15 protein-coding genes and 1 tRNA gene are annotated in these 15,026 nt (G+C 35.4%); 1 reads left to right on the top strand and 15 read right to left on the bottom strand.

The window, feature by feature from the left end; translation table 11 throughout:
* Positions 1-5: 5 nt before the first annotated feature.
* The 15 genes from BA768_RS08490 to tuf form a co-directional block, all read right to left on the bottom strand.
* Entirely contained in the window at positions 6-1,955 is a 1,950-nt protein-coding gene (locus tag BA768_RS08490; protein ID WP_065720395.1) for a hypothetical protein, read from the bottom strand.
* A 2-nt stretch (positions 1,956-1,957) separates the two neighbouring features.
* Entirely contained in the window at positions 1,958-2,611 is a 654-nt protein-coding gene (locus BA768_RS08495) for a hypothetical protein (RefSeq protein ID WP_123947085.1), read from the bottom strand.
* Between the two features lie 147 nt (positions 2,612-2,758).
* Positions 2,759-3,319, bottom strand: coding sequence for a hypothetical protein (locus tag BA768_RS08500; protein WP_123947086.1), 561 nt, complete (start codon positions 3,317-3,319; stop codon positions 2,759-2,761).
* Positions 3,320-3,961: 642 nt separating this feature from the next.
* Positions 3,962-4,366, bottom strand: coding sequence for a hypothetical protein (locus BA768_RS08505; protein ID WP_065720397.1), 405 nt, complete (start codon positions 4,364-4,366; stop codon positions 3,962-3,964).
* A gap of 288 nt (positions 4,367-4,654) precedes the next feature.
* Positions 4,655-5,188, bottom strand: a complete 534-nt coding sequence (locus BA768_RS08510; RefSeq protein WP_065720398.1) for a hypothetical protein — start codon at positions 5,186-5,188, stop codon at positions 4,655-4,657.
* A gap of 7 nt (positions 5,189-5,195) precedes the next feature.
* Positions 5,196-7,232 carry a hypothetical protein gene (locus BA768_RS08515; protein ID WP_065720399.1) on the bottom strand — a complete coding sequence of 679 codons (2,037 nt, stop codon included), beginning with the start codon at positions 7,230-7,232 and terminating at the stop codon, positions 5,196-5,198.
* Between the two features lie 282 nt (positions 7,233-7,514).
* On the bottom strand, positions 7,515-7,883 hold the full coding sequence (gene rplL / locus BA768_RS08520) for a 50S ribosomal protein L7/L12 (RefSeq protein ID WP_034679154.1): 369 nt from the start codon (positions 7,881-7,883) through the stop codon (positions 7,515-7,517).
* 48 nt (positions 7,884-7,931) lie between these two features.
* Positions 7,932-8,519, bottom strand: a complete 588-nt coding sequence (gene rplJ, locus BA768_RS08525; protein ID WP_034679151.1) for a 50S ribosomal protein L10 — start codon at positions 8,517-8,519, stop codon at positions 7,932-7,934.
* 18 nt (positions 8,520-8,537) lie between these two features.
* Complete coding sequence (gene rplA, locus BA768_RS08530) at positions 8,538-9,230, bottom strand: 50S ribosomal protein L1 (protein WP_034679149.1); 693 nt, start codon at positions 9,228-9,230, stop codon at positions 8,538-8,540.
* Between the two features lie 11 nt (positions 9,231-9,241).
* Positions 9,242-9,688: a 50S ribosomal protein L11 gene (gene rplK / locus BA768_RS08535; RefSeq protein ID WP_034679146.1), complete on the bottom strand. Its 447-nt coding sequence runs from the start codon at positions 9,686-9,688 to the stop codon at positions 9,242-9,244.
* A gap of 227 nt (positions 9,689-9,915) precedes the next feature.
* Positions 9,916-11,046: a hypothetical protein gene (locus tag BA768_RS08540; RefSeq protein WP_065720400.1), complete on the bottom strand. Its 1,131-nt coding sequence runs from the start codon at positions 11,044-11,046 to the stop codon at positions 9,916-9,918.
* Between the two features lie 70 nt (positions 11,047-11,116).
* Entirely contained in the window at positions 11,117-11,659 is a 543-nt protein-coding gene (nusG, locus tag BA768_RS08545) for a transcription termination/antitermination protein NusG (RefSeq protein WP_034679142.1), read from the bottom strand.
* 19 nt (positions 11,660-11,678) lie between these two features.
* Complete coding sequence (gene secE / locus BA768_RS08550; protein WP_034679301.1) at positions 11,679-11,885, bottom strand: preprotein translocase subunit SecE; 207 nt, start codon at positions 11,883-11,885, stop codon at positions 11,679-11,681.
* Between the two features lie 12 nt (positions 11,886-11,897).
* A tRNA-Trp gene (locus BA768_RS08555) sits at positions 11,898-11,968 on the bottom strand.
* Positions 11,969-12,022: 54 nt separating this feature from the next.
* Positions 12,023-13,234 carry an elongation factor Tu gene (gene tuf, locus BA768_RS08560; RefSeq protein ID WP_034679141.1) on the bottom strand — a complete coding sequence of 404 codons (1,212 nt, stop codon included), beginning with the start codon at positions 13,232-13,234 and terminating at the stop codon, positions 12,023-12,025.
* Positions 13,235-13,483: 249 nt separating this feature from the next.
* Here tuf and BA768_RS08565 point away from each other — a divergent pair, with 249 nt between their 5' ends.
* Positions 13,484-14,983: a DUF4394 domain-containing protein gene (locus tag BA768_RS08565; RefSeq protein WP_034679139.1), complete on the top strand. Its 1,500-nt coding sequence runs from the start codon at positions 13,484-13,486 to the stop codon at positions 14,981-14,983.
* Positions 14,984-15,026 lie beyond the last annotated feature (43 nt).

Raw genomic sequence — 15,026 nt, forward strand, 5'->3', positions numbered from 1 at the left:
TTAAATTAATAATCATTACAGCTTTTTTTCAGACATCTCCAGAATGATCCGTTGTATAATTTCACACACTGATCCGCTATATCATATATCAGCATTCCTTTTTTAGGTTCAGTAATTACTCCTGAATTTGCAACACGAGTAATAACAAACCCTTTATCTTTTGATTCCAAAGCGACGAAACCGTTCGGTACAGCTTCCGGCCATATCGACAATTTATTTAGCGTCGTAATTCCAAATTTTGTTGGCGCACCACCGGTTATTGTAGACCCATCTTTCGTACATGTACAATTGTTGGCATAAGCACCTGCGGCATCATAGTAAGCAACAGTAATTACAGATCCTACAACTCTACACTTTCCTGAGGCTACCGTGAAAAAGCCATAATAAGTTCCCGGGCCAACCGCTGTAACATTGGTAATAACAGGACTGGTTACATCATTTGTAGCATGCCATTCTACTTCACTAGGGTTCGCTTCCTGAACAGCATTATTTAAGTTAGCCGTTGTACCCTGACAGATATTTAAATTCTGAATTCTCGGACCTGCATCTGCACCACAAACTATCAAAATAGCAGTAGAATAACTGTACGTATTTGGATTTGGATCAGCAGGAGGAGTTGTTGACCCGTCCCCCATACTTCCATTAGTTTTATGTCCTACATAACCAAAGTACTGAGAACATTTTTTCACATTAACAGTTGTATGACCTCCGGTTTCAACAGCAACAACTTCATCAGTTAAATTTAAACCGTTAGCAGCAGTCGTTTGTCCGGGCATATAGATGGGATCATAAGCTCCAGTACCCGATGTTCCTCCAATCATATTTCCAGAATTAGATCCCCACGCCCACAGCTTATTATTAGTTGTTAAAACATTTATAGCAGCAGCACTAGAATTGTCATGCTCATTTGCAGAAAACCAAACTATATTCTCTAAAACACCAGTTCCTTGCCCCGCTTGATCTGTAATTTTTTGTGGCTGAACCCAGGTTGTTCTTGTCGTTGTACTTCCGTCTCCTAGCTGTTTTTGGTTATTACCACCCATTCCGTACAATTTATTATTAGTTCCTAAAAGATAATAAGTCTGAGCAGTACCACTCTGAGTCATTCCTATCATTTTAGGAGTAACTCCAGAAGGAACCGTAACTTCAGTTGCAAAAGTTCTGTTTGCAGCAGCACTACCATTCACATAAGTACCCGTTCCCCAAGTATAAAGCTTCCCTGTTGAGGTTAAAGCAAATAAAGCATTAGGAGTTCCTCTCATCACTACAACATTAGCCAAATCAGGATTTCCTGTATCGGCTGTTTTAACACGATGCCATATCACATTATTTGTAGCATTTTCTGCCGTACCGTCACCATTCTTATTTCCATTAAAAGATAAAACCCAAGCAGCACCAGTACAAGTTACAATAGCCAAAGTACGGTATGAACCAAACATCATCTTAACATCGCTAGGTACAACTCCTGCAGGTAAACCATCTGCTTTACCATTGACAGAAATCTTACCAAAATTAGAATCAGCCTTTATGGCAGGAGCTATTAAGGCTCCATTAGACGATTGTCCAACCGTACCATTACTTCCCCAAACATATAAGCCATCAGTAGTAAGTAGAGCAAACTGCTTTACAGTAGTAGAATTACTACCTCCTGCTACTTTTAGCGGAGTTCCAGTATACACAAAATTGGCAGCCGCACCTATTACGGTTGGAGAAAATAAATTTCCGCCGCTAGCAGATGTACCTTCACCCCACACTTTAAAGGTCCCATCTTTTTCTTTTGCCAAAGAAGAGTGAAAAGTGCTTATCAGGTTATCATATTCTAAAGTATTAGGATCGGTACTGTACACAAACGTATTTGAATTACAACCCGAGACGCAATATTGCGCTTTTACGCCGGACAAAATCCCGGTTATAAAAAGCGAAAATACCGTTAAGACATATATATTTTTCATCATTTTTATTTAATTTTTTGAGTTAAAGTATATGACTGTACTTGTCCGTTAACATCTTTAAAGTCCAGCATTATATAATTTCCTTTTTCTGCTACCCCATCAAGCAAAAAAGCAAGTTTATTGACTCCCGGTTTTAAAATTGTTTTTTTGTCCTTCAACGTTCCTACAATAGAAGTACCTACACCTGCAGTTTTAAAACCATGCTCGTAAACTGCGTTTTCATTTTCAGCAGAAGAATAAAGCACATCTACAGTTACAGTTATTCCTTTTGACGACTGTCCATCTGCAATATTTTTTGAAAATTTCAGTGTAGACCAGTCAAAATCCATTTTAGTATTACTTACCTTAATGTTTAATTTTGAAGGATATTGGTCATGATCACACGACTCTTCATTGTGTGCGTGTTTTTGTTGGATAGACAAAACATAGTTTCCGGGAACAGTAAACGCTTTATTTACAAAATCGCCTTTACCTTGATTGATCAGATCTCCAGTTGAGTTTTTAAGTTCCCAGCTTACATTCGGATTAAGCGAATAGGAAAATGGTGTGTTGTAAGAAATTACAACATCTTCTTTCGTTTCTTTTTCTTGTTCAACACTTTGTTGTGCCAAAACGAAACCTGCAGTAAAAAGCAATGCAAATAATTGCAGCTTACTCACTATCAAATTTGAGTAACATTTTTTCATTTGAATAATTATTGTTTTTAATATTGTTGCGTAAGAGCAATAGAAATCCTCAACTATAAAAACTTGATCTTTATAGCTGTAAAGAATTACCATTACTTGATTGATGAACTTTTAGAAGCTCTAAATATAATAAACTGTAAAGAATACAGGCGGAGGCCTTACAGAAAAGGCATTTGCATAAAAGAAATTAACAGCCTGCTCGCTGTAATTTGTAATTTTTTGTCTTTGCTCCTGATTGAATGCAACTTTGTCTTGATAAAGCTTATCTGAGATAAAAAATTTATTCAGATCATGATGTTGCTGACCCGGCGATAAATATTCAAGATTTACACCTGAAAGAGAAATAATATCCTGTTGAGAAGGAAATACCTGAAGTTGTTTAACTGGAAAACTTTTTTGGCGAGTTTCAAAATCCTGAATCTTTTTACGAATTTTTTTTAGCTCCTCCTTTTGGTTCTTACTTTCCGCAATTTTAGCTTTATTATCAAAGTTCTTCGATTGCTTAACCCCAGCAACTAAAACATCTTTCTGAGCATCATACGAAACAGATCCATTGTCTAAAGTGATTTTGCCTGAGCTTATTTGCTTGTTGAATTCCGCATCTGCACTATAAACCACTGCTCCCTGACTCAAAACGATTGTTGCATCATGGCTATTCCCATTCTCAACTTGAGCACGCAAAGTCTGATTAAAAGAAATAAATACCAAAAAGCTGCAAATACAAAGAAATATCAGGCTTTTTCGAAAGCTTGAATTTTTAAATTCAAAATTCAGATTTAGTAAATCTCTTTTCAATCACGTTCAGTTAGGGAATTGCAAAAATAACAATAATATTTGATTATAAAATGAAAATCAATATTAAATTTAAGTTTAATTGCCTGAAAATAGGACATAATTGTTTATGTGCGATAAATATATTTCACTTTGTATGGTTTTATAATTAATCAAAAGCACAACGATTTTAATCAATACTTGCCTATAATGAAATTTCTATTCGAAATAAAACAGAAAAATTGAAAAAGAACAATGAAATCATATAAGATCAAAAGAGAAAATCCCCAGTTTATCATAAAACTATGGGGATTTTAAAATTAATATAGTGATGATTTGGTTTAGGTATGTTGTGTATTTTGCAAACAATTTCTATGCCTAAAATAAGGTTTTAATTAAAATTATATACAAAACGATAATCTTACATAATCTTAAAATAAAATTCCTCAACATATGTTGGGGAATTTTATAATCTGAAAGATATATAATAAATGATTTAATGGTTGAACACAGCTTTCAAAGTTTGTGCCACAACTAAATTTCAAAACAATATTAACAGTAATTCATCGTAAATTTATTGTTTAGGAAAAAATAAGATATTTTCTTTTTATCTTTTTTTGCAGGCTCTTCTTTTTTCTTTTCTTTCGCTGAATCTTTTGTAACATGACAACTCCCTGTTTTTGGAGTGGTCATTTCTAAATTTTTGCCTTCTTCTTTATTTTTCTGATAAGCAACAGTCGCTTTATCGCGAATAATTTTTTTCCCTGAAATCTGACGGTTGAAAGATTCATCAGCAGAAAAAAGAGTTGCACCATCTTTCAGACTAATACTTGCCTTCGGACTCACTTTTGCAGAATCTTTAGACTGAGCATTCAGTAACGAACAAAACAGACAAAATACGATTGGTAATATAGCAGCATAACCCGCAAATGTTCTTGATTTAAATAGTTTTCTCAATTTGATTTGATTTGATTTTAATAGACAGTCAAATAATGATTACAAATATATGCATATTATGCGTTCAATCATAAATAATTTTCATTAATAATAGGTTAATCATAAATAATAATTAAAATATTACACAAAAAGATTAAAAAAATTCATATATAATTCACAATTTTTAGAAATTACAATTCGTCTTAATTACTTTCTGTCAATAACAATTCCGTTGATTGAATATATTATTGAAATAAAACAAGCAGCCGGATTTATCACATCCGGTCTGCTATTAGAATATTAAAGAATTTATGAACGCCAGTACGACCAAACACTTCCATTAAATACAGCCAGAAGTTTTTTTGTAGTATCGTACACCATCATTCCGGGTGAAGGATTCACAATATTACGATTAGGGTCTGCAACTTTTGGCAATATCATTGCTTTATCGGTATCTTCCAAAACCAGAATTCCAGGTGTAGATGAAGGCGTACCGATAGAGACTTTTGCAGTAGAATTTTCATCAGTCGTATTCTGAATTGCAGTTCCATCCACAAATGTTACAGGATCAATCGTTGTTCCTTCCGTATTTACTGAAAGATCCTTCCACCCACTTGCATATTTTACTTTTACTTTTTTATCATTAAGAGTGTAAACCATGGTTCCGTTTACCGCTCCTATAACATCATCTGTTTTGTCTACCCAAGGTAGAAGAAGACCACGATGCTGATCTCCAAACTCAAGAGAAACCGCATTACTTGAAACTGATGACTTTCCTATTGCAACTTGCGAAAAAACAGTCATGGAGAATACTGAGAAAATAATTATAGCTAAATTTTTCATTTTAAAATTAATTAATTGTTGTACATGTTTGTGTAGTGAAGCATTTCCAACCGGATGCTGTTCCGGTTGTATTAACCTGAAGGCAATCATCTGTAATATTGTATACCATCATTCCCTCTCTCAGGTCACTTTCAGGAATCAAACTGATTTGAGCTGCAGTTAATCTGTTAGGCACGAATCCTTTAGTTTTAGATTCTAAGGCTGTCCATGCACCTTTTCTTACTCCTGGCCACTTTTCTGAAGTAGAATCTGCTCTGTTTAAAGATGTAATGCCATGCTGAGTTTTTAGGACAGGAGTTCCCGAAGTATTTGCAGGATTATAACATATACATGCGTTTACGGTAAAATTCTGACTTGATCCAATCCCTTGACCTGCTTCTGAAGTAGGTATTTCATCCGTATTATCTGCAATACCGTTATTTCCTGAAGTATTATCTGCTGCTGGATTCACCAATTCCGGAACTCCGTTGGCAAGTGGTGATTTACTTATAACCTGACCCGGATTCCCTTTCGTAACACCATCTGCTAAAACCTTTATCTGTCCTCTGTATTTATAGTCAGGATTATCAGCTAATAGATTTAGCGGATGTACCTGGTCATATTTTACAAGTTCTGACCCTTCGATGGCATCAGGACATCCATCACCATCATTGTCTGTATCAAACTGATTGGAAATACCGTCACCATCAGGATCACAAAAACCATTCTTAACTCCTCTTCCGTTTCCTGTAATGTAAGTTACACTGACAACATGTTGCTTTAAAACAACAGTATTACTACCCGTTCTATGCCAATTGATTGTATTAAAATGATTTCCATTGTAAAGTTGTAAAGGATATAAATGTCCGTTTGTAGACTTACTTCCGTACATTTCGACACTTCCGTTTTTATGAATAATTATTCTGACCAGAGGATTAGAAGCATTTCCGGTCATCTGGTAAATCTGTGGAATACCCCCGCTTCCGTAATGAGAACCATCTTTGAATCTGATGTTATCTGTCTGATCGGGCTGAAATTCTATTTCATTCAAAGCTAAATTAACTCCATTAATATTCAGATTAAAAGAATTATCGAGCGTATAAACATCAAATACAAACCCGAGATCTGCAGCGGGCGCATCGAAAGTCACGGTAGTCCCATTAGTAGAATTAAAATCTTTATTAACAACAAGATCAGGACACTCATTGATATCTAATATCCCGTCATTATCAGAATCCATATCTAAATCATCAGCAATGCCATCACCATCTGTGTCAGCAACAACTGAATTTATCGGACAAGTAAATGTGAAATCCGATGTAATCGGTTGCACGGATAATTTTTTGACAGCAATATCATCTATGTAATAATCATTTCCTGTGCCTCCCTGGAAAATATTTTGTAAGGATAATTTAGCAACAGTATTCTCACAACGTGTCGCCGGAGTTTTGAAATTAAGCTTAAACTCTTGCCAATTAGCAGACTGAGAAGCAATTGCTCCGGTAGAAACTCCACCAAGTTCAACTCCTGAAACAGGATCCTTCATTGATAATTTCACCTGTGTTGTAGGATTTACGACATATATCCAAAAAGAAACTTCATAATATGAATCTGCCGTAAAGCTAAAATTCCTTTCATAAAAAGCAGTGTTTGGAGTTTGTGCATTGATCGCCAGAACTGCAACATGACTGTCTCCCAGAGTATGATCTTCTGCATATCGATTTGCCCCTTCAAATGGAGATGTAGAAGGATCTGCTAAAGTCCAGAAATAAAATCCCGGAATTACTCCGGAGTAGATAAATTCAGGAGCTACAACAGCATAATAAGAATTATCTATATTGCTGGGTTCAAAATTAGTTGTGTTGGCTTTAGAAGTTCCGTAGCTGAAATTTCCTGTCGGAACATAGTCTGATTTTTTTCTTCCATAATCATTTGTTGAATTTGGAGTATGGCTTACACCAAAGTCTTCAAAAAATACTGTTTGTGCATGATGGTTTTTACTTAAAAGACAAAAAAGAAATAGGGTAATACTTCTTAAAGTCATTTTGAATGTTTTCTCTTTCATAGAGTTAAAGTGTTTTTGTTGTTCAGAGTTTCAAAAAACAAATTCCAATCCCTACCTGTACGTAATTTTTAAAATGAACACAAAAATATACATCCCTTTAGAATACTAAAAGGTTATAATTTTTCTGTAGATTATTAGTAGGGAATGTGAAAAGAATTTTTCGAATGCAAATATACAACAATGTAATCGATTACACATTGATCTATGATAAGAAATACTATATGTTACATAAAAAAAGCAACTACAAAATGTAGTTGCTTCTTATATTTAAAAATTGAAAAATTATTTCAATTCTACTTCAGCACCAGCTTCTTCTAATTGCTTCTTAAGAGCTTCAGCTTCGTCTTTAGAGATACCTTGCTTCAATGGAGCAGGAGCACCGTCTACGATATCTTTAGCTTCTTTAAGACCAGCACCAGTTAAATCTTTTACCAATTTAACGATAGCTAATTTAGAAGCACCTGCAGACTTAAGAATTACGTCGAATTCAGTCTTTTCTTCAGCAGCTTCACCAGCACCAGGACCAGCCATTACTACTGCAGCAGCAGCAGGCTCGATACCGTACTCATCCTTAAGGATAGTTGCTAATTCGTTTACGTCTTTTACTGTTAAGTTTACTAGCGTTTCAGCTAAATTTTTTAAATCTGACATTGTTGTAATGTTTTTGTTGATTGTTTTATTTAATTTTTTGAGAGTCTATTATTCAGCAGCTGGAGCTTCTCCTTCAGCAGCCGGAGTTTCTGGAGTTTCAGCAACCGGAGCTTCTTCTACTGCAGGTGCAGCTTCTTCAGCGCTAGCTTCTGATGCTTCAGATTTGTTTTGAAGAGCAGAAACAACTCTTTGGATTGGAGACTGAAGTAATCCGATGATTTCACCGATCATTTCTTCTCTAGACTTAATGCTTACTAAAGCATCAAGGTTGTTGTCACCAACATAGAAAGTTTCTTGTACGAAAGCCGATTTTAAAGCTGGCTTTTCATCTTTCTTTCTGAAATCTTTGATAAGTTTTGCAGGAGCGTTTGCTGTTTCAGCAATCATTAATGCAGAGTTACCTTTGAAAGTCTGGAACATTTCAGAGAAATCTACTCCGTCAATCTGCTCCATTGCTTTTTGTAAAAGTGTATTTTTTACAACTTTTACTTTGATATTCTGCTTGAAAGCTTGTCTTCTGAAGTCTGAAGCTTTACCAGCATTCAATCCTTCAAGATCTGCAACATATACTACTTTAGCATCCTGAAGCAAGTCTTTGATCTCTTGTATCGCTACAACTTTTTGGTCTTTTGTCATTGTCTTAAGGATTTAATATTAGTTAACAGATTTAGTATCGATTGCAATACCAGGACTCATTGTAGAAGATAAATAGATCGACTTTACGTAAGTTCCTTTAGCAGCAGTTGGCTTCATTTTGATCAAAGTAGAGATCAATTCCTGAGCATTTTCCTTGATCTTAGCAGCATCGAAAGATACTTTACCAATACCAGCGTGGATAATACCGTATTTGTCTACTTTGAAGTCAATTTTACCAGCTTTTACTTCAGTTACTGCTTTACCAATTTCCATAGTTACAGTACCTGATTTAGGGTTTGGCATTAAACCTCTTGGTCCTAATACTCTACCCAATGGTCCTAATTTACCCATCACAGCCGGCATTGTAACGATCACGTCAACATCTGTCCAACCTTCTTTGATTTTTTGTAAATATTCATCAAGACCTACATAATCAGCACCAGCTTCTTTAGCTTCAGCTTCTTTATCCGGAGTTACTAAAGCCAAAACTTTAACATCTTTACCAGTTCCGTGAGGAAGAGATACAACACCTCTTACCATTTGGTTTGCTTTTCTTGGATCTACACCCAATCTTACAGCGATATCTACAGAAGCATCAAACTTTGCAGTGTTCACTTCTTTTACAAGAGCTGAACCTTCTTCAAGGTTATAGATTCTTCCTTTTTCTACTTTGCTAGCAGCTTCCTTTTGCTTTTTAGTCAATTTTGCCATTTCTAATAGTATTAAGCGTTAAAAGTTGGTTTAGTTCCTGTTACTCTTAATCCCATAGATCTTGCAGTACCTGCAACCATAGAAACAGCAGAATCCATTGTAAAGCAGTTAAGGTCAGTCATTTTGTCTTCAGCGATCTTCTGAACCTGAGCCCAAGATACAGCACCTACTTTGTTTCTGTTTGGTTCTCCGGAACCACCTTTGATTTTAGCCGCATCCATCAACTGGATTGCTGCAGGAGGAGTTTTGATTACGAATTCAAAAGATTTGTCTTCGTACACTGTAATTACTACAGGTAAAACTTGTCCTGGCTTATCTTGGGTTCTCCCGTTAAATTGCTTACAAAACTCCATGATGTTCACACCTGCAGAACCCAAAGCTGGACCTACCGGTGGAGAAGGGTTAGCAGCGCCACCTTTCACCTGAAGTTTTACCATTTTAAAGACTTTTTTAGCCATTTTTTATTTTTTAAATTTGAATAATTAATGAGTTTGGAAGCATTATTATTCAGCAGGTTATCCATTCTCACATTAGATAAGCCTACTTTTCGGACTGCAAAATTATGAAATATTTTTTAAATAGCAAATTAATTATTTGAGTTTTAACCAGATAATTAAAATTTTCAATAAGATCATTTTTGACACTAAGAAAAGAATACTGTATAAATTACATATTATATCTAAGATCAGAAGAATCGAGAGAAATAATATTCTTTTACATTTTGCAATGAAAATCCTCGCCCATCATATTGTATATGAATGAAAAAAAAGATGAAAAACAAAATATTAAAAATAAGAAACCTCTTTAAAAACGGATTTTGATTAAATGAAATTTTATTGTTTTCATTATTCTGCAACATACATACTACGATAATAAATAAAAGCATAGAATAAATATGATCCCATCGATACCAATCAATTCCTAAAACATATAGAGGACTTGCCCAGATTAAACTTATTAAAACAAATTTAAGAAGTGTATAAAATTTATTTCTGTAAAAGGTATATGCATAATATAGAAACATTGAGATCTCAATGATGAGTTCTAAAATGAATAACAGGTAAGAGCTAATTTCATTTTTTATAATTTCTATGCTATTCCAATATTTAAAAAAGAAAATATTATTCTCGCCAAAAACAACTCCTCTATTTTTAATAATTTCTAAACTTTTACCACAATTAATATCTGCACCCAATAAATATATACTTCCTACGGTAATTGTGGACACTGCAAAAAAAAGCAGCCAAAAGGCATATTTGTTTTTTCCGGTTTTGAGAATATGGATGAATATGAAAAATGGCAAGAAGAAATAAAACATTTCATGAAAAAACAGACTTATAGAAAATAAAACTAAAAATATTCTTTCTTTAAAGACAGTCATTTTACCTAATGCAAAATATGCGACAAGTGCGAATAAAATTATTTCTCTCTTTCCTGAATATGATAAATTGATTGGAAAGTACATAAAACAAAGAGGCGAACACAGTAGTATTAAAATATTCCAGTCAATTTTTTTTGAAATTAAGAGCTTAAAATAGGCAAAAAAAACGAGAGCATAGAAAACAACCTGAATAAAAAAAACCTGAATCGGCAAAGATATCCCGAAAAGATCCTGCATTGCAAAAAAAACAGTTCCACTAATTCCTCTACGTTTGAAACCACCGTCTTCGTAGTTGACGAGCCAGTCAGACATCGTCCATTCATGAACAGGCAACGTTGCCTTTCCGTATAATTTTAAGATGACATATAAAAAGATTGCAGTTAAAAAAAAGCAATACAATAAAAAAAAGCTGTTCTTTTTCGCAAATGGAATCATACGATCTATTATTATGAACAAAAAAAGGTTACCTATTAAAAGTAACCTTCATATATTTTAGAATAATATCTTAAACTTTTTCTACCTGCATGTAGCTCAATTCCATTGGAGTTTTTCTTCCGAAGATCAAAACTGAAACTTCGATTTTCTTTTTATCTTCAAGAATTTTCTCAACAGTTCCGTTGAATCCGTTGAAAGGACCGTCGATCACTTTTACGTTTTCACCAACAATAAACGGGATTTCTGCATCGGTAGCAAATTCTGAAAGCTCATCCATTCTACCTAACATTCTGTTCACTTCTGATTTTCTCATTGGAACAGGATCTCCGCCTTTAGTTAAACTTAAGAAAGAAATTACCCCGGGAATGTTTTTAATAACGTGAGGAATCTCTCCCATTAAATCAGCTTCTACCATAAGGTAACCAGGATAGTATGGTCTTTCTTTCGGAACTTTTTTTCCGTTCCTAAGCTGAATCACCTTTTCCATAGGAATAACTACCTGAGTAACGTACTGCTCAAACCCTAAACGTTTGATTTCCGTCTCAATATAGTTTTTCACTTTATTTTCCTGTCCGCTGATTGCTTTCAGCACATACCATTTTAATTCGCTCATTACGGGAAATTACTTTTTGTTAATTGAAGCTGTTAATCAATATTCCTAAGATATTGCTGATTGCTTTAGAAAACAATTCATCAACACCAAAAGTGAATAACGCTAAAATAACAGTTGCAACAGTTACTACAATTGTAGAAGACTGTAGATCTGACCATTTTGGCCATTCAACTTTATGTCTGAATTCGTTATAAGAACCTTTTAAAAAATCAACAAATGAACTCATAATTTTTATTTGCACGGGCACAAGGATTCGAACCCTGATCAACGGTTTTGGAGACCGGTATCCTACCATTGGACGATGCCCGTAGATTAAAAAAGTTCCGTAAGCTTCCTTACGGAACTTTAATTATATTAAGATGATTAGTCTAAGATTTCAGTAACCTGACCTGAACCAACTGTTCTACCACCTTCTCTGATCGCAAATCTAAGACCTACGTTAAGAGCGATTGGCTGTAACAATTCTACAGTGATCTCTAAGTTATCACCAGGCATTACCATTTCTACACCTTCTGGTAAGAAGATTTCACCTGTAACGTCAGTAGTTCTTACGTAGAACTGAGGACGGTACTTGTTGTGGAATGGAGTGTGACGTCCACCTTCTTCTTTAGAAAGAATATAAACAGATGCTTTGAATTTTTTGTGTGGCTTCACAGAATCTTTCTTAGCGATTACCATACCTCTCTTGATGTCAGTTTTTTCAATACCTCTCAACAATAGACCTACGTTATCACCAGCTTCACCTCTGTCTAGGATTTTTCTGAACATCTCAACCCCTGTAATTGTAGAAGTTAATTTTTCATCACCCATACCAACGATATCAACAGGATCACCTGTATTGATGATACCAGCCTCGATTCTACCAGTTGCTACAGTACCTCTACCTGTAATAGAGAACACGTCTTCGATTGGCATCAAGAATGGCTTTTCAGTATCTCTTACTGGCTCTTCGATCCAAGTATCAACAGCATCCATTAACGCTTCAACACTCTTAAACCACTGATCGTCAGTGTTTACCGGGCTAGAAGTAGCAGCTGTAAGTGCACCAAGTGCAGAACCTTGAATTACTGGAGAGTTATCACCGTCGAAATCGTAAGTAGACAATAAGTCTCTCAATTCCATTTCAACAAGCTCTAATAACTCAGCATCGTCTACCATGTCAACTTTGTTCATGAAAACAACGATTCTAGGTACGTTTACCTGACGGCAAAGTAGAATGTGCTCTCTAGTCTGAGGCATAGGTCCGTCAGTAGCAGCACATACAACGATAGCTCCATCCATCTGAGCAGCACCAGTTACCATGTTCTTTACGTAATCCGCGTGACCTGGACAGTCAACGTGAGCATAGTGTCTTTTTTCAGTTTCGTATTCGATGTGAGCAGTATTGATAGTAATACCTCTTTCTTTTTCTTCTGGAGCAGAGTCAATCGCAGAGAAGTCTTTTTTCTCAGCAAGACCTTTGCTAGCTAATACAGCAGAAATAGCAGCTGTAAGAGTAGTTTTACCATGGTCAACGTGACCAATAGTACCAATGTTCAAGTGTGGTTTGTTACGATTAAACGTTTCCTTTGCCATGATTTAAATTATTTATTTATTGTTTTATTCAAATTTTCGGTGTGCAAATATAATGAATTTTTATATACCAAAATCTTTTTATGAAAAAAAGTTTCATCTTCAAACCCAGAAAGTCACAAACCGTATTATTTTCTGTAAACAGAGATGCAAATTTAAACAAAAAAATGAATTAAAAAAAAGTGTTGGTGAAAATCCGGAGATAATTTTTTCTCGTAGATAGATTAATAAAATCCTATTAAATAAATTATTATGAAAAAACTATCTTACATCTGTTTAGCTGCATTAGCATTCGTCTCGGTATTATCTTGTGACGACGACTCTATGGAAATGCCACCAGAAGTTATTCCTGCGCCCGACATGATGGTCTACGGCTTGACCGACAATAATCAATTGGTCGCTTTCAATTCCAAAAATTCGGCTTCTTTTTCTTCCACAAAAACAATCATGGGAGTACCTTCCGGGGAAAAATTATTAAGCATAGACTTCAGACCTGCTACAGGTGAGCTTTATGCAGTTTCGAATGCAAGCAAATTTTATATTATCAATACCTCAACGGGAAATACAAGACCTGTAAGTACAACCTCTTTTACACCGGCAATTTCGGGAACGATTGCGTCAATCGATTTTAATCCAACAGTAGATCGTATCAGATTGGTAACCAATACCGGGCAAAACCTTCGTTTACATCCTGAAACCGGTGCTCTGGCTGCTACAGATACAGGAATTGCAACCTCCTCATCCATTACAGGAATTGCCTATACCAACAGTGTTTCCGGAGCCAGTTCAACTATTTTATATGATCTTGATGCAACTTCAGGGAAATTATTTAAACAAGATCCTCCAAATAACGGAACTTTAGTTGAAGTCGGAAGTTTAGGAATAACCTTTACAGGACAAGCTGCATTCGACATCAATCCTGATAACTCTGTTGCATTAATGGCAGCAACAACAGGAAGCCAAAACAGTCTTTATAAAGTTGATTTATCAAACGGAAAAGCAACAAACATTGGAAATCTTTCACAAAAAATTTTAGATTTAGCCATTCCAACAAATCCGGTTGCTTATGCTGTAAACGATGCAAATGCCTTGCAAATTTTCAATCCTGAAAATCCACAGCCTGTAACCAAGACAATAACCGGGCTTCAAACCGGAGAAAATATTTTGGGTATCGATTTCAGACCATTAAACGGACAGTTGTATGCTCTGGGAAGCTCAAGCAGAATTTATACAATCAATTTAGGGACAGGTGCAGCTACGGTTGTAGGAACTCAACTTCCTACTTTGCTTTCAGGAACTGAATTTGGTTTTGACTTTAATCCGGTTGTGGATAAAATCAGAGTGGTGAGCAACACCGGACAGAATTTAAGACTAGATCCTGTTACGGGAGGAATTACTGGGACCGATACTAATCTTAGCCCTACTCCAGTTGCGGTAAGTGCTGCAGCGTATACCAATAACTTCGCAGGGACAACGGCGACTGAACTTTTTGTAATCGACCACAATACGGATAAACTCTACTTGCAAAACCCGCCAAACGGAGGTATTTTGGTAGAAAGAGGTTCATTAGGAATCAATATTTCACAGGCAAACGGATTTGATATTGGTAGTACAAGCCAAAAAGCATATCTGATGGCAACTGTAGGTACAGAAACAAAACTGTACACCGTAAATACAACTACAGGAGCTGCTGCTTCATTAGGAACTTATCCTAATCTTGTAAAAGGATTTACAGTCGGTTTAGGATTCTAAAAACAGACTTGATTTTCATATATAAAGAAGCCCGGAATAGATT

Source organism: Chryseobacterium sp. CBo1, assembly GCF_001693475.1.
In the GTDB taxonomy this organism is placed as follows: domain Bacteria; phylum Bacteroidota; class Bacteroidia; order Flavobacteriales; family Weeksellaceae; genus Chryseobacterium; species Chryseobacterium formosense.

Bases quoted from the DNA above. Each gene is read 5' to 3' on its own strand.
- BA768_RS08490 (WP_065720395.1), bottom strand. From the start codon at position 1,955: ATGATGAAAAATATATATGTCTTAACGGTATTTTCGCTTTTTATAACC.
- BA768_RS08510 (WP_065720398.1), bottom strand. From the start codon at position 5,188: ATGAAAAATTTAGCTATAATTATTTTCTCAGTATTCTCCATGACTGTT.
- BA768_RS08515 (WP_065720399.1), bottom strand. From the start codon at position 7,232: ATGAAAGAGAAAACATTCAAAATGACTTTAAGAAGTATTACCCTATTT.
- rplL (WP_034679154.1), bottom strand. From the start codon at position 7,883: ATGTCAGATTTAAAAAATTTAGCTGAAACGCTAGTAAACTTAACAGTA.
- rplJ (WP_034679151.1), bottom strand. From the start codon at position 8,519: ATGACAAAAGACCAAAAAGTTGTAGCGATACAAGAGATCAAAGACTTG.
- rplA (WP_034679149.1), bottom strand. From the start codon at position 9,230: ATGGCAAAATTGACTAAAAAGCAAAAGGAAGCTGCTAGCAAAGTAGAA.
- rplK (WP_034679146.1), bottom strand. From the start codon at position 9,688: ATGGCTAAAAAAGTCTTTAAAATGGTAAAACTTCAGGTGAAAGGTGGC.
- BA768_RS08540 (WP_065720400.1), bottom strand. From the start codon at position 11,046: ATGATTCCATTTGCGAAAAAGAACAGCTTTTTTTTATTGTATTGCTTT.
- nusG (WP_034679142.1), bottom strand. From the start codon at position 11,659: ATGAGCGAATTAAAATGGTATGTGCTGAAAGCAATCAGCGGACAGGAA.
- secE (WP_034679301.1), bottom strand. From the start codon at position 11,885: ATGAGTTCATTTGTTGATTTTTTAAAAGGTTCTTATAACGAATTCAGA.
- tuf (WP_034679141.1), bottom strand. From the start codon at position 13,234: ATGGCAAAGGAAACGTTTAATCGTAACAAACCACACTTGAACATTGGT.
- BA768_RS08565 (WP_034679139.1), top strand. From the start codon at position 13,484: ATGAAAAAACTATCTTACATCTGTTTAGCTGCATTAGCATTCGTCTCG.